16 protein-coding genes and 3 pseudogenes are annotated in these 21,752 nt (G+C 43.8%); 12 read left to right on the forward strand and 7 right to left on the reverse strand.

Annotation, left to right across the window (positions count from 1 at the left end):
• Positions 1-221: 221 nt before the first annotated feature.
• Both IEY34_RS37740 and IEY34_RS08700 read right to left on the reverse strand, forming a co-directional pair.
• Positions 222-599: a glycosyltransferase gene (locus IEY34_RS37740; protein WP_189010337.1), complete on the reverse strand. Its 378-nt coding sequence runs from the start codon at positions 597-599 to the stop codon at positions 222-224.
• Positions 600-605: 6 nt separating this feature from the next.
• Complete coding sequence (locus IEY34_RS08700; protein ID WP_189010339.1) at positions 606-968, reverse strand: hypothetical protein; 363 nt, start codon at positions 966-968, stop codon at positions 606-608.
• A 208-nt stretch (positions 969-1,176) separates the two neighbouring features.
• On the opposite strand from IEY34_RS08700, the gene IEY34_RS08705 reads away from it, so the two are divergent.
• The 8 genes from IEY34_RS08705 to IEY34_RS08740 all read left to right on the forward strand — a co-directional run bounded on the left by IEY34_RS08705 (position 1,177) and on the right by IEY34_RS08740 (position 12,575).
• Positions 1,177-2,307: a glycoside hydrolase family 88/105 protein gene (locus IEY34_RS08705; protein ID WP_189010341.1), complete on the forward strand. Its 1,131-nt coding sequence runs from the start codon at positions 1,177-1,179 to the stop codon at positions 2,305-2,307.
• Complete coding sequence (locus tag IEY34_RS08710) at positions 2,285-3,787, forward strand: response regulator transcription factor (protein WP_189010343.1); 1,503 nt, start codon at positions 2,285-2,287, stop codon at positions 3,785-3,787. Before IEY34_RS08705 ends, IEY34_RS08710 begins: the two co-directional genes overlap by 23 nt.
• A 1-nt stretch (position 3,788) precedes the next feature.
• Entirely contained in the window at positions 3,789-5,543 is a 1,755-nt protein-coding gene (locus IEY34_RS08715; protein WP_189010345.1) for a sensor histidine kinase, read from the forward strand.
• 171 nt (positions 5,544-5,714) lie between these two features.
• Positions 5,715-6,632 carry an ABC transporter permease gene (locus IEY34_RS08720; protein WP_189010347.1) on the forward strand — a complete coding sequence of 306 codons (918 nt, stop codon included), beginning with the start codon at positions 5,715-5,717 and terminating at the stop codon, positions 6,630-6,632.
• A 25-nt stretch (positions 6,633-6,657) separates the two neighbouring features.
• Entirely contained in the window at positions 6,658-7,539 is an 882-nt protein-coding gene (locus tag IEY34_RS08725) for a carbohydrate ABC transporter permease (protein WP_189010349.1), read from the forward strand.
• 56 nt (positions 7,540-7,595) lie between these two features.
• On the forward strand, positions 7,596-9,224 hold the full coding sequence (locus IEY34_RS08730; RefSeq protein ID WP_189010358.1) for an extracellular solute-binding protein: 1,629 nt from the start codon (positions 7,596-7,598) through the stop codon (positions 9,222-9,224).
• A 178-nt stretch (positions 9,225-9,402) separates the two neighbouring features.
• Positions 9,403-10,941 (forward strand): ABC transporter substrate-binding protein, encoded by a 1,539-nt coding sequence (locus IEY34_RS08735; protein ID WP_189010360.1) that lies wholly within the window; start codon positions 9,403-9,405, stop codon positions 10,939-10,941.
• The gene (locus IEY34_RS08740; protein ID WP_189010362.1) at positions 10,938-12,575 is read left to right on the forward strand and encodes a pectinesterase family protein; all 1,638 of its coding nucleotides are present in this window, start codon (positions 10,938-10,940) and stop codon (positions 12,573-12,575) included. Before IEY34_RS08735 ends, IEY34_RS08740 begins: the two co-directional genes overlap by 4 nt.
• A gap of 56 nt (positions 12,576-12,631) precedes the next feature.
• Here the strand turns inward: IEY34_RS08740 and IEY34_RS08745 are convergent.
• Together IEY34_RS08745 and IEY34_RS08750 are read right to left on the reverse strand one after the other, a co-directional pair.
• Positions 12,632-12,842, reverse strand: a pseudogene (locus IEY34_RS08745) (response regulator transcription factor); the annotation flags it as partial.
• A 160-nt stretch (positions 12,843-13,002) separates the two neighbouring features.
• Positions 13,003-13,512: a C40 family peptidase gene (locus tag IEY34_RS08750; RefSeq protein WP_373291211.1), complete on the reverse strand. Its 510-nt coding sequence runs from the start codon at positions 13,510-13,512 to the stop codon at positions 13,003-13,005.
• Between the two features lie 273 nt (positions 13,513-13,785).
• Here IEY34_RS08750 and IEY34_RS08755 point away from each other — a divergent pair, with 273 nt between their 5' ends.
• Positions 13,786-14,391 carry a DedA family protein gene (locus IEY34_RS08755; protein WP_189010368.1) on the forward strand — a complete coding sequence of 202 codons (606 nt, stop codon included), beginning with the start codon at positions 13,786-13,788 and terminating at the stop codon, positions 14,389-14,391.
• 408 nt (positions 14,392-14,799) lie between these two features.
• Here IEY34_RS08755 and IEY34_RS08760 read toward each other — a convergent pair whose 3' ends face one another.
• The gene (locus IEY34_RS08760) at positions 14,800-16,014 is read right to left on the reverse strand and encodes a COG4705 family protein (RefSeq protein ID WP_189010370.1); all 1,215 of its coding nucleotides are present in this window, start codon (positions 16,012-16,014) and stop codon (positions 14,800-14,802) included.
• 217 nt (positions 16,015-16,231) lie between these two features.
• Between IEY34_RS08760 and IEY34_RS37745 the strand changes: the two are divergent.
• Positions 16,232-16,396: pseudogene (locus IEY34_RS37745) on the forward strand (phosphatase PAP2 family protein); the annotation flags it as partial.
• 165 nt (positions 16,397-16,561) lie between these two features.
• On the opposite strand, the gene IEY34_RS08770 reads toward IEY34_RS37745, so the two are convergent.
• The gene (locus IEY34_RS08770) at positions 16,562-17,398 is read right to left on the reverse strand and encodes a glycosyltransferase (RefSeq protein WP_229757535.1); all 837 of its coding nucleotides are present in this window, start codon (positions 17,396-17,398) and stop codon (positions 16,562-16,564) included.
• Between the two features lie 710 nt (positions 17,399-18,108).
• Between IEY34_RS08770 and IEY34_RS08775 the strand changes: the two are divergent.
• Positions 18,109-18,539: pseudogene (locus IEY34_RS08775) on the forward strand (glycoside hydrolase family 2 TIM barrel-domain containing protein).
• Positions 18,540-18,685: 146 nt separating this feature from the next.
• The gene (locus tag IEY34_RS08780) at positions 18,686-19,465 is read left to right on the forward strand and encodes an NmrA family NAD(P)-binding protein (RefSeq protein WP_189010374.1); all 780 of its coding nucleotides are present in this window, start codon (positions 18,686-18,688) and stop codon (positions 19,463-19,465) included.
• Between the two features lie 196 nt (positions 19,466-19,661).
• On the opposite strand, the gene IEY34_RS08785 is transcribed toward IEY34_RS08780, so the two are convergent.
• The gene (locus tag IEY34_RS08785; protein WP_189010376.1) at positions 19,662-21,476 is read right to left on the reverse strand and encodes a glycoside hydrolase family 43 protein; all 1,815 of its coding nucleotides are present in this window, start codon (positions 21,474-21,476) and stop codon (positions 19,662-19,664) included.
• Between the last annotated feature and the right edge of the window lie 276 nt (positions 21,477-21,752).

Consider the following 21,752-nt stretch of genomic DNA (forward strand, 5'->3'; position numbering starts at 1 on the left):
GAGGTTGGGTGGCTTTCGCTTGCCCTTAACCTGCTAAAGAAGGCGGCAGTTGATGCAAAAAGCAAAGGAGCTAAGCACATAAAAGCCGCTTAGCTCCTTTTTCAATCACATTGTCACTTTTTTATGATCGGGAATGTCCTCCACACCTATAATTAGTGCTTTTGAGACAGCCTCCTTTTCTTTGGGCAGGAAAGCTTATCATTAGTAATTTATAATACATATCAGTGGTGATGTATAATTCTTTTGTAAAGTGCAATAAACCTGTTTGTCAGAACGACGTCCGAAAAATGAGTTCTTACATATTTTCTGCATGTGTAAGGGTTAGGAAGCTTGCTTAGATCTTTAATTTTGTTTGCCATTTCATTCGTACCCCTACACAGCAGCTGAGGGAGGCCTTTGAGAACTTCCGGGGCCGCACCGTTTCTGAGTGCCAGAACCGGTGTTCCGCAAGCTAAAGCTTCCACCATGACAAGGCCAAAAGGTTCATTGAAAATGGACGGAAATAGCACGCATGATGCTCGTGAAAGTAATTTTTGTTTTTGAGCCCCGCCGAGGCTTCCTATATATTGAATTTTTTTATTGAGTCTTGGCAGAATCATGGTTCGCTAATATGCCTTGTCATCTGAAGTGATGGGACCGGCCAATGCTTCTGCAATTTCTGCAACCGTTCGATGTTGCTTAAAGCGCAGCTCACCAACGAGAGCAAGTACGTCATATCCATAGGAGGAATGCTTCATGCTAAGCATTTCAGCTTCAGCAGATTTATAGGCAACGCCTGCATGTGAGCAGTCTAGATTCTTGGAAGCATAAGCCATGCTCCATGCATGGATGATTCCGTCTCTTGTGACAATTTTTTTCTCCCATGCCGTATGGGTTCTCCGCAATTTTGAATCACAGTGTGGACAGTTTTTAAACTCAGGTCTGAAGTAAACTCTGGGCGCGGCACCCAATCTATTTTTCTCAAGCATGAAGGTCATCTCCTAGGGTGAATTCTGACCTTTATACCTTCGACAAATGACTGGAAATACCTGCTAGTTAGTCTTGCTGTCGTAGTTTTTTTTGCTTCAACCCCAGAAACATAAAATAGTTGCATGGAACGAAAAAATGTTAAATGTAAATCGTTAGCCTCGTCTGATAAAATGGGGATGGAGTAGCTTTAATCTGGGAGGAATTCATATGTCTACGAAGTGGTCTATTCAAATGTCCGAATCATTCATGCAGCAGTATCCAATTGTATCCGATATGCCGTTTCAGCGAAGAAGAAGCTGGAATTATGAAAACGGTTGTATACTAACCGCGTTCGAAAAGATGTGGCGTAAGACAGGGGATTATAGCTATTTGGAATATATCCAAACGAATATGGATTTATTTATCACATCCGATGGTCGTATTGACACGTATCGTCTGGAAGAATATAACGTAGACCAAATCAATCAGGGCAAGTCGCTGTTCCTGCTTTTGGAGAAGACGGGAGACGAGCGTTACCGCAAAGCGCTAGAGCTGTTGGTAACCCAAATGAAAGGTCATCCGCGCACCTCGGAAGGCGGCCTTTGGCATAAAAAGATTTATCCGTATCAAATGTGGCTGGATGGCGTCTACATGACTTCACCGCTACTCGCGCAGTACGCGCAAACCTTTGACGCTTCGGAATGGTTCGATGACGTGACGCATGAGATTATCCTGATGGAGCAGCGAGCGCGCGATCCGAAGACCGGCTTGATTTATCATGGTTGGGATGAAAGCAAAGAGCAGCGCTGGGCAGACAAGGAGTCAGGCTGTTCCCCGCACTTTTGGGGGAGGGCGATTGGCTGGTATGTCATGGCTATTGTGGATGTGTTGGATTTCTTGCCGATTGATCATTCCAAGCGGGGATTGGTCATTGGTTTATTTCATCGACTGGCGGAAGCTATTGCTCGTGTCCAAGAACCGGAATCTGGTCTATGGTATCAAGTCTTGGATCAGGGGGCGCGTGAAGGGAATTATTTGGAGGCATCTGGCTCAGCGATGTTCGTCTATGCTTTAGCTAAAGGAGCCAGGAAAGGGTATTTGAGCGAGACCTCTTTAGAGGTAGCGCGCAAAGGATTTCAAGGGCTGCTTACCCATTGTGTAGAAAAAGACTTGGACGGTACACTACATGTCAATCAAATTTGCAGCGTCGCGGGATTAGGAGGAACTCCTTATCGCGATGGCTCTTATGCCTATTATATCAGCGAGCCAGTGCGTAGAGATGACCCCAAGGGGTTTGCACCTTTTGTGATGGCCTGTCTGGAAATGGAGGAAGACCTTGCTTCAGATACTCATCGTTGATGACGAACACATCGAAAGAGAAGGTATCAAACTGCTCATTCATAAATATAAACTGCCCTTATCTGTGATGGAAGCAGAGAATGGCGAAGAGGCTTTGGACGTACTGAAGTCCCATCCAATTGATATCTTGTTAACAGACATCAAGATGCCGTTCATGGATGGACTTGAATTATGCCAGCGGGCAAGGGAGCGGTTTCCAGAGTTGAAAATTATTATTTTCAGCGCGTACGGGGAGTTCGAATATGCCCAAAGGGCGATCCATTATCATATCTTTTCATATCTTCTGAAGCCCATTGACGTGAATGATTTCATACGTGAGTTTACCCACGTCATTGCGCTTTGCCAAAAAGATCAAGAGCAGGAGAAGGAACAGCTATTGCTGGAGTTGATCTACAACGGTCAACGAGAAAAGCCCTGGCTTCCCGAGAAGCTTGCTCTATCAGGTATCGATTTTAACCAAATATCTGTTCAAATGATTTTGATTGATTTCACCCATCATGTATTTGATGTGGAGCATGACGATCTGCCCGATCGTGTGAAGGCGGTAATGGCCGCGCCATTCGAATATGTTAATTTGAATGAAAATCAGAGCTTGCTTTTCGTTCTTTATGATCGAGAGGCAGTGAAAGGGGAAGAACAGGTTCTGCTTGGGAACAGGCTTAAGGAAGTTATTTTAAACCTGTATCAAGAGACGGTCACGCTTGTCGTCGGGAGACATGTATCCACGGAAAGTGAACTGGCGCAGGAGTTCAGGCTAATGGAGAGCTTGCTAGAATACAAGTTTTTCTTTCAGGAAAGCACGGTGTTGTATACGGATGAAAGTCAGGGAAAAGAAGACTTGTCTGATACGATTCCGAAGCTGATGGAAACGGTCTATTGGCACTTGGAGATGAAGGATGACTTTGGTTTCCGCAAAGGTGTCGAGCTGTTCTTCAAAACGATTGATGGCAGCGGGCAGCATTCAGCTATTTATATCAAATACATGTGTATTGAATTGGCAAAGAAAATGTGGGAAACAGCTGGGAAAAATGACAATCAAGCGTTTAAAACCGTCGTAGAGGCTATTTTTGGTTGCAAATCCTTGACTGAACTTAAGGGGCAGATTCATTCTGTGATGGCACTACTTGGCAAGGATACTGATGTGCATAGCCCGGAATTTAGCAAAAAAGTAATTAAGGACATTTTGAAGCTCATTGAAGATAACTATATGTCGGATATCAGTCTAAAATGGATTGCGGATCATGTGTTTCTTACGCAAACTTATTTGAGCTACTTGTTCAGTAAGGAAGTAGGGCAAACGCTGGTTAGATATATGACGCTCGTACGTATGCAAAAGGCGGAGGAGCTTCTGCGCGGCACGAATTTGACGATCGCAGATATCAGTCAAAAAGTCGGATTTATGAATAATTCGTACTTTTGTAAAATTTTTAAGCAGTATCACGGACAAAGTCCGGCAAAATTCCGCGAGATGAAGAGCTGATATGAGAAGATTCCTGGCTTTTTTCCAAAACCTGAGGTTTAAGCAAAAGCTGTTTATTTCTTATATCGTAGTTTCCATTATTCCTGTTCTTGTGCTGGGGTTGTTTTCTTATCATCAAGCGAGCAGCTTGCTGCTGCAGCAGGCGAAACAAAATTTGGATGGGGCGATCAGCCAAATTGCCGAGACGATAAACTTTCGAGCGAAGCAGCATGAAGCGATCATTAATTCGATCACGCAAAATGTCGTGTTTAAACGGATTTTCATCGCCAACGATGGTGATTTTCCGTTGCTATACCGCGACTATGTGGATCCGTTTTTTAGTAATATTCTTGATTTTAATACGGATATTTTGCAGATTTCTGTGTTTACCGATAATCCGTCCATTTTGCGAGGGGAGTATATTTTACCGCTTGGTTTGACGAATGATTTGCCTTGGACGAGTCGGGTGGCTAAACCGAAAGAAACGCAGTGGAATATTAGGAATGGCAAGTTGTTTGCCACGCGCTTGTTTGTTAGTGACGATGGCGTGCCATTGGGAAAGTCGCCGGGTGTTTTGTTTCTGAGTATCGATGCGGACAGCATGTTTCAGGACTTGAATGAAATCAAAACGAACGCCTACGGGGTCTTGATCCTCGATAAGCAAGGGAATCCGGTTTTGTCCAAGAACTTTCGTTTGGCAGCTAATCTCTCTGTTCCATCTGTTATACCGGCTCAGCTGAATGAAAAAATCGGCTCTTTTTTCATGAACCACACCAAATACATGTACATCACAGAAGACATTCCGGAGCCCGGGTGGAAGCTCGTTTATTTTACGCCCAAGAATGGAATATCGGTGGATGCCAAAAGTATTGTAAGTGCGACTGTGCTCATTACCGTGATTTGTTTGGCGGTATTGCTGCTGATTATTTGGATGTTTTCGAATACATTCGTTAAACGGATTATTAAACTCAATAAAAAAATGCTGATTGTTGAAAATGGGAATTTGAAGATTGACGTGTCCAGTCAGGCCAGAGATGAAATTGGCCAGTTGACCAATCGATTTGGCAATATGCTGACCAATATTAACACGCTGATCGAAGAGGTGTATCAAAGCAAAATTACACAAAAAGAGGCGGAGCTTAAGGCGCTGCAGACGCAGATCAATCCGCATTTTTTGTATAATACACTGTCGATTATTAATTGGAAAGCGCTGCAGATCGATGCCATGGAAATCAGTCAACTTACGAATACGGTGTCCAGATTTTACCGGACGGTGCTCAATAAAGGGCGAAACTTCATCCCTGTTCGAAATGAGCTGGAGAATGCTAAGGATTACATGCATATTCAAAGCATTATGCACAATTATAGTTATGATTTTAATTGTGAGGTTGAGGAAGCACTGATGCGCTTTGATATGATTAATCTTATTTTTCAGCCGATTCTCGAAAATGCGCTAGAACATGGGATAGACAAGCTGCGTAAGGGAAGCGAACGAGGCCGGATTGTGCTCCGAGGCTATATGGTGGGGAATGATTTGGTTTTTAGTATTGAAGATAATGGACCGGGGATGACTCGAGAACTTGCCGATCAGATTCTAATGATGAATACGACCGGGTATGGGTTGAAAAATGTGCATGACCGGATCCAGATTCGCTTCGGTCAAGGATATGGATTACGCATTCATAGCGAGCTCGGAAAAGGCACAAAAGTGTACTTGAACTTCCCTGCTTATTTGGCGATAGAGACTCCGGAGGAGCCTACGCACAAGAAAAAGTAGCACCTGTTTGTTGGGCGATCACGCCTAGCTGAAGCAGGTGCTTTTTATTTTCCCGTCGGTAAAAACATCCGTAAGAAAGTGTTACATATCGAAAAAATGTTGGATATTAACGAAGCAAGGTATTTGCTAAAATTCATTTATAGGGTTGCTGATTGAAAGGAGTTGGACATATTGGGGGACAAGAAACCGCCACTGATCAAGCTGATCCGCAGAGATAAATTACTTCTGCTTATGTTTTTACCGGTTTTTCTGTACTATTTCATTTTCTGTTACTTGCCGATGCCGGGGATTCTAATTGCTTTTAAAAATTTCACGCCGGGCCATGGTATTTTTGGAGGAGATTGGGTTGGTCTCAAATGGTTGAACCAGTTCGTGCATTCCCGTTATTTTTGGCGGCTGCTCAGGAACACCTTCTTATTGGCGTTCTACCCGCTTGTTATCGGATTCTCCATCCCCATTTTGTTCGCGATCTGCGTGGTTGAAATTAAGAATGGGGTGTTCAAGCGTTTTGCTCAAACGGTGACTTACCTGCCTCACTTTATCTCAACGGTCGTTATCGCCGGGATGATTATTAATTTCCTATCGCCTACAGATGGTATTGTGAATACGATGCTTGCGTCGTTTGGGATGGCGAAAATCAATTTTATGATGGCTCCCGAATGGTTTCGTTCCATTTTTACGGTGTCGGGTATTTGGCAAAGCTTCGGCTTCAGCTCCATTATCTACATCGCGGCTATTATGGGGATTGATCAAGAAATGTATGACTCGGGCAAAATTGACGGGGTCAACAAGTTCCAAGAAGTATGGCACCTTACGCTGCCAAGCTTGAAGCCGACCATTGTGATCCTGCTATTGCTGTCTATAGGCGGTATTATGAGCGTGAATTTCGAAAAGGTATACCTGCTGTACAACGGGGCGACCTACGAAACCGCTGATGTTATTTCTACTTATGTGTATAGACAAGGGATTGAGTCGCAAAACTTTGGTTTCGCAACTGCCGTGGGATTATTTAATTCAGTTATCAGTTTTATTTTAGTGTATGCGGCTAATCAAATGAGCCGTCGTGTTAACGATATGTCGTTATGGTAGTGACGGCTCAAGAAAGGAGAAAGTAATGGTTAAATCATGGACGGATCGAAGCTTCTATGTGCTCATTTACAGTATCGTCCTTATCGCGATTGTTGTGACTTTGTATCCTTTCATTTATGTCGTAAGCATCTCAATGAGCTCGGTGGAAGCGATTGATAACAAGCTGGTTACCCTATTTCCGGTTGATTTTAATTTTGATGGTTACAAAATGGTGCTGGGGTATTCGGAATTATGGAAGTCTTATTATAATACGGTTTGGTACACGGTAGTAGGGACGATTTTTAATCTTGTGGCTACGTGCTTAGCGGCTTATCCGCTTTCGAGAAAGAAGTTTTTTCTCAGAAGAAAGCTCAATTTCTACATTGCATTTACAATGTATTTCTCTGGAGGACTTATTCCCCTCTACATGATTATTACAGAATTAGGGCTTTATAACACGAGATGGGCGATGGTCCTTCCCGTTCTGATCAGTACGTTTAACGTCATGATTCTGCGTTCTGCTTTTGAGAATATCCCGAATGAGATTTTTGAAAGCGCTAATATCGATGGAGCTAAAGATTTCACTTTATTGTTCCGAATTGCGATACCGCTAACAAAACCGACATTGGCGGTGTTGACCTTGTATTATGCCGTTTCACACTGGAACGATTTCTTCAATGCTCTTTTGTATCTGGGCAATTCAGAGCTTCAGCCGCTGCAAATTTTCCTGCGGAGGGTGCTGATCATGGCTTCACCTGAGATTATGCAAAAAATGGGCGGAGAAACAGCGGCCAAAGCACTTGCTGTGTCAACGCTGCAGATTCGTTACGTCTCGATTGTCGTCAGTATTTTACCGATTATTACGATTTATCCGTTTATTCAAAAGTACTTCGTTCGGGGCATCACACTGGGGGCAGTAAAAGGGTAGCGATACCTTTGCTGGATAGAGAAGTAATTTTTTTACAAATAGGGAGGGTTATAAATATGAAAAAAACGCTAAAAACAACAGCAAGTCTGACATTGGTCACCGCTTTATTTGCGATGGTAGCTGCCGCATGTACAAGCGGAGGCTCAAGCACGCCGACCGCCAGCCCGGATTCGGGAGCAAAGAAGGCTGAAACGGGTTCAACGGCTACGCCGTCAGGATTCAACTACACGGGAACAGGGCCGATTACGGATAAAACCGGTACGCTCAAAATACTTGCTACGAATGCCTGGACGAATAATGTGGATCTTAAGCAAGCTCCGATCGTTCAGGAGATTAGCAAAAGAGCAGGCATTACGGTCAATTGGGAGCTGCTTCCGCCATCCACCTATCAAGATGCCATTAGCCCGCGGCTAGCGGCAGGAGCAGACTTGCCGGACATTATTTACCAACTCGACCAGGATCAACTGATGAAGAATATTCAGGGAGGCTTGTTCAAGCCGTTGAACGATTACATTGATAAGTACGGTGTGAATATTAAAAAGCTATTTGAGAAATACCCGGCTCTGAAAGCGAGCTTAACGACACCCGATGGGAAAATCTACTATCTTCCGCAGTTGGCAGTAACCAAAAATTACATGCCTACCTTTATGGTGAACGTGAGATGGCTGGAGAAGCTTGGCTTAAAGGAACCAACAACGTTGGAAGAGTTTACTGATATGCTGCGCAAGTTTAAGAACGGCGACCCGAATGGAAATGGCAAGCAGGATGAAATCCCGTTCTCCGTTGCGCCTAGTCAACTGGCAAGTGCATTCGGACCCGTTTTTGGTTTAGATTTAGCTAACAATTTCTACGCGGACAAAGACGGGAAAGTGCATTATTCTTACTATGAACCGAATTATAAGGAATACCTCACCTATCTAAATGGTCTATATAAGGAAGGATTGTTAGAGGCAGATTTTGCCAGTGTAACAGCCGATCAGATTACGTCGAAGTTCTCTCAGAATATTACGGGGGCTACCTTCAATTTCAGTTGGTACACATCCATGGTTTACAGCAAGCTGTTCAAGGATTATGACCCAACGAAGCCGCTTATTAAAGGGATTGCTCCATTGAAAGGACCTCATGGGGAGCAATTCTACATTGGCAGAAACCCAATCACTGGCATATTCGGTATTTCCAAAAATACGAAGGACGCGGAGCTGGCGTTTAAGTTTTTGGATTATGCGAGCAGTGATGAGGCCAAAGAAGTGTACGTGTGGGGATTAAAAGGTCAAACGTATGACATTGTCGATGGTAAAAAACAATTTACAGAGAAAGGTAAAGACAATGATTTCATCCAGAAGTTTGGCATCAATCCGGTGAATTTACCGATAGAGCAGTCCGTTGAAGCAACCGATGTACTAGTAGCCCCTTGGCATGCGAAAATTGATAAAGAGATGGAGAAATATATCAAAGCTCCGTTCCCATTCGTCTACGCGCTGCAAGCTGAAGCGAGCACAGAAAATACGGTGATGCCGGATATTACGACTTATGTGAATGAGATGAATATCAAATTTATTACGGGCAAAGAAAGCCTCGATAAATTCGACAGCTATATCAAGACGTTAAAAGGCATGGGCGTTGAAGATGTCGTGAAAGGCAAACAGGCGCAATATGATCGTTACCTAGCAGCCAGTAAAAAATAATGAGGTGAATCAAACACAGCAGATGTTTCATATGACTGCTGTGTTTATCCTTATTTTGCGTATCCACAGGATAAGTCAGTTTGTGGAAGAGGCTTTTTAGAGTAAAATAGGAGGATAGCTGAGCAGTTTAGGGCGAACTTGCAATTGATTTCAAATTGGTAGGAGGAGAGAGGTTGGGATGAGAAAGTCCATTTACGTCGTACTTATCATATTAACTACTGCTATATTCGTTGGGACTATCCGTTATTGCACCAGATCTAATCCTGAGAAATCATCGATAGTTGGCACCCAACCGCCGGCAAAGCTGGGCATACATCCAACCACACTTAAATTATTGTTTCCTTTAGACAAACCGGTTGCTCAAGCGGAAGTCATTCAAGCCGTTGAAGCCAAACTGGCTAAGGATGGTTTGCCTATCAAGCTGGAATTTACGTATATCCCGTTTAATCAATATTGGAATAAAGTTTGGCTGATTGCGGCGAGTGGCGAGCCGTATGATATCGCTTTATCAGCCTTTTCCAACATATCGGATTTTGTTTCCAAAAAAGTGCTGGCGCCCCTCGATGATGCCCTGCATGATTACGGTCAGGATATTGTCAAAAGCACGCCGGATTACGCGTTTCAGGGTGTGACCATTAATGGGCATATTTATGGGGTTCCGCGTGTGATGCCGATTTCGGAGTTTCAAAGCTTTGTGCAGATTCGCGGCGATCTCAGGAAGAAATATGGTCTTCCCGAAATTAAGACAGTAGCAGATATGGATTTGTATTTGGCAACGATTCATATGAATGAACCAGCGATTACGCCCTATTTTTATGATACAGGACGATTTTTGCTCAGAGAATACGGCGATGTGGCTTTTTTTGCCGGCGCCTATTTGAATGCTCCCGTTTATATTGATCCGGCTGACCCGCAGCTTAAGGTTAGAAGTACGTATGAATCGGACTTTTTTGAAAATATCATGGCGAAGATGCACGAATGGCAAGGGAAAGGATATATCCCTTACGGCCCTTCCGATACATCTCGTTATCAGGACCCAGAGCTTGCCTTTAATTCGGGTAAAATTGCCGCGACATGGAGCGTAGTGTTGAAGCAAACGGAGAGAATCGATGCTTTTAAAGCGATGAATCCTGACGGAGAGTTGGAAAATGTGTATTTACACCCAGAGAAGCCTAAATATTTGTTCACCGGAGCGGACAATATTCTATCTGTATTTTCAACCAGTCAACATGTGAATGAATCTGTTGCTTTCCTCAACTGGTTGAGGAGCAGTCAGGAGAACTATGACCTGTTCACCTATGGGATCAAGGATGTAAATTATAAGCTGCAGGACGGCGCCATCGATTATGACGGCATTGCGCCTGAGCATCAATATACGCCGATTAGTTGGACCTGGAATGATATCCGGTTTGTTCGTTTCAGCAAATATATTTCCCCTGCTTACAGCAACCAGCTGCGCAGCTGGGATAAGGAAGCTATAGCATCCCCAACGTTAGGTTTTATGCCTGATCTGGCGCCGATCAAATCTGAAATTGCCCAGCTCAATGTCATTATTACAGAGTATCTGCCACTCTTATACGACGCCAAGGTGGACTGGGCGGCAACGATGGAGAGCTTTAGAGCGAAGCTGAAGGATGCGGGTATGAATCATGTTATTACCGAAATTCAAAAACAATATGATGCGTACAGAGTGACCAGAAAGGGCGGTAAACTATGATTACAGTTGCAGCAGATGGAAGTGGAGATTACATCAGCATTCAGGAGGCCATCAATCACATTCCTGAAGAACGGTCAGAACCAACGATCATTATCATTAAAAGCGGCATTTATAAAGAAAAACTTGAGATATATAAGTCACATATTCATTTAATTGGAGAATCTGCCGAGACGACCATCATTACCTATGACGATTACGCGAACAAAACGTTTCCGAACGGAGAACCATATCATACTTTTCATTCCTACACGGTTTTTATAGGTGGAGATGATATTTCAGTTAAGCGACTCACCTTTGAAAATACGGCTGGAAGTGGAGAAGTTGTTGGACAAGCGCTGGCAGCCTACGTCGACGGTGACCGGATCTCTTTTCAAGATTGTAAATTTCTTGGGCATCAGGATACGTTATTTACGGGTCCTTTGCCACCCAAACCAAGAGAAAGAGCCAGCTTCGGAGGTCCGAGGGAGGGATTCCCGATACGACCGGTGCGTCAGTATTATGAACGATGTTATATAGAAGGGGACATCGATTTTATTTTCGGCTCCGCTACGGCTGTATTTCAGGATTGTGAAATTTCTTCGTCAGGGGGCGGCTGGATCACAGCAGCATCAACACCTGAGAAAGTGGAGTTTGGTTATGTATTTATTAGATGCAAATTAACCGGAGAGGCGGCTGAACAATCCGTTGCCTTGGGCAGACCATGGAGGAATTACGCTAAGGTTGCCTTCATTGATTGCTGGCTAGGATCTCATATTAAGGTCGAAGGATGGGACAGGTGGGGTGAGCGGGAACCTATAGATGAGCTAGCATTCATAGAATATGGAAGTATAGGCCCCGGAGCTGATAACCACGGACGTGCGGCATGGTCCAAAGTAATTGCTCGTAAGGAAGCGGACAGGTTCGCTGCCCAAAACATCTTGGCCGGTCATGACGGTTGGAATCCGGTATCTGATGAACAACCGATTACCCTCTATTTGGCGGGTGACTCAACGATGTCGAGCTATGCGCCTTCTTACTATCCGCGTCTTGGGTGGGGGCAGGTGTTGGGCTGGTTCTTTGACCATAACGTGGTTGTAAGCAACGATGCCGCTTCAGGGAGAAGCTCTAAAAGCTTTATCGATGAGGGACGCTTAGCCGCTATTTTAAATCGGATACGTGAAGACGACTACCTCTTGATACAGTTCGGTCATAATGATCAGAAACCGGATGAGGAAAGACATACCGATCCACAAACAAGTTATCTGGATCACCTGCGTCAGTATGTGGAGGGAGCTAGGGCAAAAGGAGCTACGCCGGTTCTAATCACTTCGGTACAAAGGCGCAGTTTTGACGAGCAGGGGACGTTCACCGATACGCACGGTGACTATCCGACAGCGGTGAAGCAGTTGGCGGAGGAATATGATGTAGCTATTATTGACTTAGCTGCAAAAAGCAAAGAACTATTCATGACATGGGGCGGTGAGCAGACGAAAACGTTGTTTCTTTGGCTTACCCCTGGAGAAAATGCCAATTACCCGGAGGGTGTCCAAGATGACACGCATTTCTCAGCAGAAGGTGCATGGGAAATCGCTAAGTTAGTTATTCAGGGGATAAACGAACAAGGATTGCCGATTGCAAGGTTGATTCGTAGATAAGGGGCTGTAGCCCACTAACGTTGTATAAAAGTTAACAACGAATTTGGGAGAGAATGCGCAAGCAGTTCTTCCAAGTGAAATGGTTTCGTCACATAATCCTGGCCCCCGAAATCAAGTCCATTCACAATATCCGAGGGGGAATGCTTTTCTTAACCCGTCTGAGCCATCTAGAGCCAACTCTACAATATACCCAGCATGTGTGAGTTCTAATTGCAGCAGCCTTGCTATTTTCTCTTCATCTTCGATGACAAGTATTCTATATGACATTAACACCACTCTTTTCAAGGTGTTTGAAATCAATCGCCTTATATCTTATGTACCAAGAAAGCAGGATGTTCTGCCATAGGAAGAAGACCTCCTTCAGTTGGAGAACGGAAGGAGGTCTTCTGAGCTTGGCTATTTAGTTAAAAACATAGTGGAATAAGACTTAGTGAATCACACGACGGGCTGTTTTGTAATTCTTGCTCCACCAGCCAGAGTTCATATCTGAAATCGTCACACCCGGGCTGCCATAAGTGTGCAAAATTTTTCCATTCCCCATGTAGATACCAACGTGATGAATTGGTGAGTAGAAAAAGACAAGATCCCCCGGTTGAAGCTGATTTCTAGCAACAAAAGTTCCAACTTGTGACTGCTGCTTTGACGAACGGGGAAGATTGATACCATACTTACCATATACATATTGTGTAAAAGACGAACAATCAAAGGAGCTTGTACTGCCTTTTAGAGCACTGAATTTATACCTCACACCTAGATATTGTTTACCAGTTGTAATGATACTATTTGCTTTCCCAGATATTGCTGTAGAAGCTACTGTTGTAGAAACATTGCTTGCAGCATGTGCGGATTGTGGCGCCGAAATTAGGTTAGCAGATGCAAATAAGGATACACTAAGTGTGATGCCTAATAGCGATTTGCTTAAGCGGCTCTTCTTCATGTTGTTCATGATTGGATATCCCCCTTCAGGATCGTGTTTTAGGTTTTCAACTAGGATAACCGTAACATATCTGGAATGCCCTATAGATTACCAAACATGGGGGAATACTAGTTCCAATAAGGCTTTAAGGGTATTAATTAGAAGTTGATGAGAATCGGATGAGGGGAAATACCTTGACAATCCATACACAAAATAACTATTTGTTGCTAAAAATTCTCTCATGTTCTTCTCACTTTCCTGTGATACTATCTAATACGAGGCAGGTGAAGAAAAATGAATCATCATTCAATGATCATGTTAATCACCCATTACGGTTATGCAGGTATTTTTATAGCACTCTTCATTGGAATTATAGGGATCCCGTTACCGATCGAGATTATCCTGCTAGGTGCAGGCTATATAGCCGTTAAGACTAATTTACATTTTGGCGGCATCATCGGCTTCGCCTGGCTAGGAGCAAGTGCTGGCATGACAGTTAATTACTTCCTAGGACAAAGTATAGGTTTGAAGCGGATTAGCAAAGTAACCAAGTGGATTAAGCTTACTGAAAGCAGATTAGAAAGTTGGGCAGTGCATTTTGAAAAGCATGGAGCCATCTTACTATTAGTAGGCTTTTATGTAGCTGGTCTTAGGCATGCTGCTCCGTTCATTGCAGGGGCTACAAAATTGCGGTTCACTAAATTCATGATCATCTCGTATGTTGGTGCAATGGCATGGATTCTAGTTATTGTTTTTCTAGGTCAAAAGCTTGGTAAAGTGTGGAACCACTTGAATATGCATGTCCATCATCCAATATGGTTTATTTTCGCGGCTTGTGTAGTCGGTCTGGGTTTGTTAGGAGTTAAAATGATGGTACGTCAGCGAAGATTTTCCTCCTAAAGCAAAAACACCTCCAATCCTCTTGATCAGTGGATTGGAGGTGTTTTTTTGCTGAAGTAACAATAGTTACTTGCGTTTTAAGAGGGATAAGCCTTCCTGCAAAAAGAATTACAAAAGGTCGGCGAGCGCCCACAGTTATCTTCTTGCGAGGTCGGAATTAAATGCAATTAGCACCTCTGTGATCGTTCGCTGCTTGTTTAAAAATTGAATAAGAGCGTATCGATTCCCTTTGACAGTTTTAACTACATTGGATAGATAAGCTTGTCTAGTGCTGATGAATTCAAAAATATGTATTTAAAAACCCGTTCGATCAAGAACCAGCCATATGTATGGGGATTTTGGGTGAGAGTGGGACGGGGATGCTTTCATTTTGAAAAGTTCCCCAATATATATAATAAAATGTTCCAATTAATTAAGTACTGATATCAAAGCTTCCAGCGATGCTTTACCAGCAGTAGCATCTGGATGTACAGCACGTACTTGGCGCAATACTTTATCTATGGCATTGTCAACCTTACTCCACTTCGTTTTGTTTATTGACTTAAGCCGAGCGGCAGCTTTGTCCCAAGCTGTTTCCAAATCACTCACGCGTGTCTTTGCGGCTGAAGGATTCCCTGCTTGAACAAGACTTAATGTATCTTCAGTGATTCTCATGAAATTTGAAATATCATCTTGTGGGAAAGCTTGAGTGCTGGAGCTAGACGAAGACCCCGACGGTAAGGCATCTTGGAGACTACTATGCCGCATATAATAGCCTGTTCCTGCCGCGAGCACGAGTACAGCTACTACCACAATAACTTGCCATTTAACGCTGAATCGTTTGGGTTCAGTAGCTGTCTTTGCTGATGTTGGTATCGTTGGTATTAAATCTCGTTTGGTGACAGAGAGGAAAATAACCAATAGCAGAATCGCTGCAATGAATATTACGCTTGTTACCGTTGCACCTAAGCCTAACCCACCATTATCTTGTGTTTGTGAAAGGAAATCCCCGATGGAAGCGCCCAATGGACGCGTCATGATATAAGCAATCCAGAAGGCAAGTACAGCATCAAGCCCCAATCGCCACGAGGCAGTCATGATGGCTATAACCGCACATACGATGGCACCTGTTACGACATAACCAAGTCCTAGGCTTTCTGCCATTAAGTCTCCAGCTGCCGTTCCTAGCGCAAATGTGAACAGGATGGTTAACCAATAAAAGGCTTCCCTTCGTTTCGTAAATATGGAGTGGATTGAGAGTGTTTTCTCATTGGCATACCATAAAATAAATGTTGATACCAAGCCTGCACTGAAAACGATCGTGCTCACCTCAAGGGGAATTCCCAAGTTGTCAGTCAGATTATCCGTAACAAGCGTACCAAAGATGCTGATCAAGAATACTGTCAACCAATAGATGCTCGGTATATATTGCTTAGACTTAAACTGAACATACATGGCTACAAGCAAAAAGACTCCCGTTACAATGGAGGTACCCGTCAATCCAAAATTGAGATTTACGTTGAGGAAATCAGCAGCAGTTTCCCCGACCGTGGTGCATAAGATTTTTATGATCCAGAAATAAATGGTGACCTCTGGGACTTTACTTAACATACGTTTCATTTCATTCGATTGAATCGATTTCATTTTGTATCCTCCTTGTTCATTGATTATTAAACTCCTTGACTTGGTTATTGTACATGCATCAAATGAGAAGAGGATGAGAAACGTTTACTGGACGAGCGGAATCTAATCTGATTTCTTCATCAGTTTTTAATATTGGTTTAGTAAGCTCCCCAGATAATCGGAAAATGGTCGTGAATAGGCTCCTTTCAGCTGGCGTAGCGTTAGGAGTCATGCAGCTGCAGCTTTTGCGGTAGCGGTCTCAATTTGGTTTTGGCGCCGAAAGGAAGGACGGGTTTGGATCGTTCTTGCCTCGCTCATCGGATTTTCCCGGATTTGGTCTGGGATTCACTATCCATTACATATTATTGGAGGCGCGATTTCTGGGACTGTTAGAATCCATTGAACATAAGATATGGAAGCCTTAACAACGTAGACAAGCCAGGACAGAGAATGCTCAGTCCTGGCTTTACGGTTAAAATTAGATCCTAGGCAACTCATAGGGGCAAAGATCACTTCGATGATCGACGGGTTCAATTTTCCCTTCCTTGGGGAACATCATCCTTCAATTTTATTTCATAGATCGCAGTACTTTTTCAACCGCAATCTTCATTAATTTTCCCGCTCGATCCCAAGATAATTGAAACATATCTCTTCTGCCTTGGAGTCCTTTTGCTTTGCAAAGTCCGGGATTCTCATAAGCTTTCCTCATGATCTTCTTCAAGCTGTGCAGATCCGGTTCCGCCCATAGTTGTCCCTTTTGCGCAAAAAGATGGCTGAACTTTCTTGAGATGGCATGCTGACTGTTCATGCTGACAGATGGGCACCTCAACTTAAAAGGAATTAAGAACGAGTTATTAGGAGTAAGGAAATCCATTTGTCCACCCCAACCTGTTGCGATGACCGGCACACCACTCGCCAACGCTTCTAGAAAAGGTAGTCCGACGCCCTCGCCACGAGTGGGGAGGACGAAGGCATTACCTAGCGTATACAAACCCTTCAGCTGGCTTTCACTGAGTCGCCTGCCGATAATGACAACAGGGGCTGTATCTTTGCGGATACCCAGCCTTTTTTTATATATCGATATCTGATGCTTAATCCATTGCTCATTCTCATAAGCTGCATATCCGTTCGTTTTGATTACAAGAATAACGTTATCTTTTGATGAAAATTCTTCCCAGTATGCCCTAAGCAAGCCTTCTGGATTTTTACGATGCTGGAAGCCAAAGATAGACACGAATGTAAATTTTCCCGCCGCACGAGTCAAAGTCATCTTCTTATTGTTCGGATGAAACTCCCTGGTGTTAACACCATGAGGTACATTGAAAATCGGTATCTTTACACCGCTATTCTTTAATGCCCTTTTATTATGTCGTGAAGGTACAAAAACCGCATCAAATTTGTTCATATGGGGGCGCCACTTCTTGGGGATCCTGCTTGTTTCCCAAACGGTATTCAAAATAATTCGATCATACAAGACTCGCTCTTTCTTCCATTGAATTTGACTAGGAATATGATGATAAATAAGTGCTTTTCGTCTTTTTAACGTTATGCCATGTCTTAAAGCAGCACCAACTCTAACAGTAACATTCTGGCGCCTTAGTGAATGTACATACGTTCTACTTGCACGACCAAGACCGCTTCTTTTGTGTACAGGTCCTTTCCAGACAACATAATAGGGCCTCATATAGACATCACGGTATACTTAACATGGGGGAGTGTAACTAGGACCTTTTCAATTACTGGAATTAACACATCAATTCGGGTTGTCATTCGCTCATCTCCATTTAATCAAATGTACTTATTATGATATGTCGAGAAAAAGAAATAGCATCGAGTAATTAGTATTAATTTGTACTCATAATTTAAGTGGTTTGGACAAGGGGAATTGATAGAATACGCTATTCAAGACTTTTGTATTGATGCTCAGTTCTACTGTTGATCTTCCAGCGTACAATCGGCAATGACGAGTCATAAGAGGTAGCGGAGGTGATTATAAGGTGAAGGTGCTGTCTACACTGTGATTTAAGCATTACCTTGCTTCGTAGCTTTTCTCGAACCGTTCGAACGGCTTACAATGGTAACGCCAATGTTGAATCGCTCGATGTAGATAGCCGTATGTATGCTTCAGTCGAGAAAATTGAGGCATACGCAAAGGATACGTACAACACCAAACGATTGTTCCTTTGTGAATATAGCCATGCTATGGGGAATGGTGTGACCACGGCATTTTGCAACATACGGCTGAGGGTGTGCCTTTTTATGCTTATGGCGGTGATTTTGGTGATAAACCGAATGATGGAAACTTCTGTATCGATGGACTGGTGATACCTGATCGAAGGGCGCATACAGGCTTATTAGAACTGAAGAAAGTGATTGCACCTGTGCGAATGGAAGCTAAGGATTTGGAGATTCATTGGAAAGTCGAGAGAAATGGCAGTTTAGTTGACCAAGGAAGAATAAATGAGCTAAAGGTTTCTCCGCAAGGTTCGCAGGTGATAACCATTCCTTATTATCGGCAGCTTCAACCCACTTTTTTCGGCAGATGATCTAACAGTGGCGACACAACGGGGTGTTGCGCTCCGCGGCAACCCGTCGCGAGGTATCCGTCGTGTTACCACGCTAAGCAAGTTCCCTTGAAAGGAGCTTGCGGAGATGATATGTTAAGAAAAGAAGTTTTTCTACTATACACGTGATGAACGGAGTAGTCTATGAACAAGATATTGAGAAATCTAAGACAATTTACGGAGAGCACATCACTTATGCCGAATTAAACTACCAGAAGCACGAAACTTTTGACTCCGTACTGCTTGGCGTGGATAGAATCTTCCTCATGTTTCCGCCTGAGACAAATCTTGCCGACTATCACGCATTTATTCATAAAGCTAAGGAGAAAGGCATTAAGCATATAGTTTATCTTTCTGTAAAAGATGTGCAGTTTCTTCCATTTATACCTCATCATAAGAATGAGAAGGCCATCGTTCAAACGGGTATCCCCTATACGTTTTTACGTGCCGGCTATTTTATGCAAAATTTAAATATGTTTTTGCTTGACGAAATCGTGCGTAATGATCGCATCTTTGTCCCTACGGGAAAAGGAAAAACTAGTTTCATAGATGTCCGAGATATCGCGGAAGTGGCTGCTTGCTCATTGGCAGAAGGTGGGGTGCACAAACATCAAAAATATGCACTAACCGGCAATCGTGCACTAGATTTCTACCAAATAGCGGACATGATGTCATACATATTGAAGCGCCCCATTACTTACACGAATCCTTCCATTAAATTTTTTCGTACGTACATGATAAATAAAGGAATAAATCCAGCATATGTAAATGTGGTGACAGGCATCCATATCCCTACAAAATTGGGGTTAGCTAAGGGAATTACGAACACATTTACCAGTATTACTGGCCAAGAACCTTTTCAGATTGAACAATATTTACAAGATTATAAGCATTACTGGAACAAGTAACCGTTTGCTTTTTGTGTGGAATAATGTAAGGGCGGAGCAGGAATGCTTATTAGTGTTTTGAATATACAAATATGATGTTAGTGATATTCGTCTGCAAAGCAACCGCCTGGCCAGCGTAGGACTGGAATTTGCAGCTTTTTGATTCTTGCGCCGTAATGACCTTAAGGTATTGAACGGTGCTTGATAATCTATCAATCTACAGTTGAACCTGCATCATTAACCCGTCTTCACCGAAAACCAGCGGATCAATGCATACTTCGCGATGATATCCTTTCCCTTCCGTGAACCGAGTTAGTGGCGTAGCAAAACGATGATAGGCGATCCAGTATTGATCGGTACCGGGCTCTTGGAGAATCGAATGGTGAGCGGTGCCGAGCATTTGCTTTTCCTTATTCTTAGCTAGAATCGGGTAACGATAAGTGACCGGTCCATACAGATGCTCAGATGTTCCATAATTTACGTGGTAATCTTCGCTGCCGGTGTCATCACAGGACCACGTGAAATGATACAGCTCACCTCGCTTGAGAACCGTTACTGCCTCCCGGAAGTCATACAAGCCTACCACATTGCTCATCGTATCCTCTATCACACTGACCATATCATCGCCGAGTTGGACGATGGCGGGATGCCCGTTTCCAAACAAGAGGTAAGCGTTGCCGTCTTCCTCCATATAGATGGAGGGGTCAATGGTTTGCGACATTCGGATTCCAAGACGCTTCATTTGTTCCATCGAAATAATAGGGTGAGGCTGTGAGCGGAACGGGCCCATTGGAGTTTCAGCAACCGCAACGCCAATGGAGTGGCTTCCGCATTCCGTTTTGCCACAGAAGTAATAAAAATACTTCCCACCCCGGCAGGCAATGGCTGGGGCCCACGCACAACCAACGGCCCAGGGGACATCTTTTGCCGCAAGATCCAAAATGATTCCTTCGTCTTGCCAAGTCTTCAAATCAGCTGAAGAAAACGCATGGAATTGTGTGCCAGTCCATCGATCAAAGCCGTCGGTTGTAGGATACAGGTAATATCGATCGCCGATTTTAACAAGATCTGGGTCGGCGAATTGCCCCGGCAATACCTGATGACCGTCGCCGAATGCAGCCAGAAGACGACTGCACTCATCAAAAGTAATCGGAAGAACCCCGCCATGTCGTTTTTTGGTTTTTCCTAAGTCAAACGCCTCTTCCGAGAGAACCCGGAACTCTCCGCTATTAAGGTCAGAGGTGAGGAGGGGGAGGTAGCCCTTTCCTTCCGCGAAACGGTCTACAATCAGGCACCATTCCTCCCGATCGTTGAACTTGAAAATCTGCGGGCCTTCCACGCCTATCAATTCTTCCAACACTGGAGCGTGAAGGCTGGTAAAAGAGTCCTTGTCCAGTGATGAGCCCTTTTCGAGTCGAATATTCTTCGTAGTTTCATCCTTGGAATATCGGTAGTAGTTCCCGTTATGAGCAATAATTGTGGTGTCGATAATGTGATTATCCCGTTCTATATATTTTTCAGCTGCAGTAAAGGTACGGAAATCTTTGGTGCGGGCGCTGTATATTTTATGTTTTCGCTCATGTTCATGCATCTCTTGTGTCGCTGAGGCCCAGAACACCAGGAAATCATCTGAGGCTTCGTCGAAAATCACCTCGGGAGCCCAGACGCAACCAGCGCCGGGTTCACCAATCGTAACGGCCCACGGTGTAGACCATCGAATTAAGTCAGGAGATTCCCAGACGATGATGTTACGACTTCCAGTCTTCACCGCTGCATCCCAGCCCTTGCCGCTTGCAATGCGAAGGTCTGTGGCGATCAGATAGAACTTTTTCTCCTTGGGAGACCGCACGAGAAAAGGATCGCGCACGCCTTTCTCTCCAATCTTTGAACGCAAAACCGGCAGGCTAACGTTCAAGTCTTTCCAATGCAATCCGTCCTCACTGTAGGAGAAATAGACCTGCTCCCCGTCCGGCTGTTCTCCGATAAAATGCACCAAAAGATAACCTGAATATAAATCATTTTGTACTGTCAATTCGAGCCACTCCTTATTGTGATTTTTGCCGCAGAGCTTGAGATGAGCATACAAATGGAAGTTGAAATGATGATTCTTAGGTGAATCATATTGGCATCCAACGCGATGACGTTGACTTTCGTGTCTTGTTGCTGGCAAAAAGCTAGAAAACCTTGCTTACGCAGCCGCGAGGAATCGTACTTATCAGGCCCAGCTAGCAGCCAATCCGAATCTTGTACCAATAAGATATCATTTATGAGGGGAGGAGCCTAGGAATTTTTTTCTGCGTCGTAAAGA

The organism is Paenibacillus marchantiophytorum (assembly GCF_014640555.1).
GTDB lineage: Bacteria > Bacillota > Bacilli > Paenibacillales > NBRC-103111 > Paenibacillus_E > Paenibacillus_E marchantiophytorum.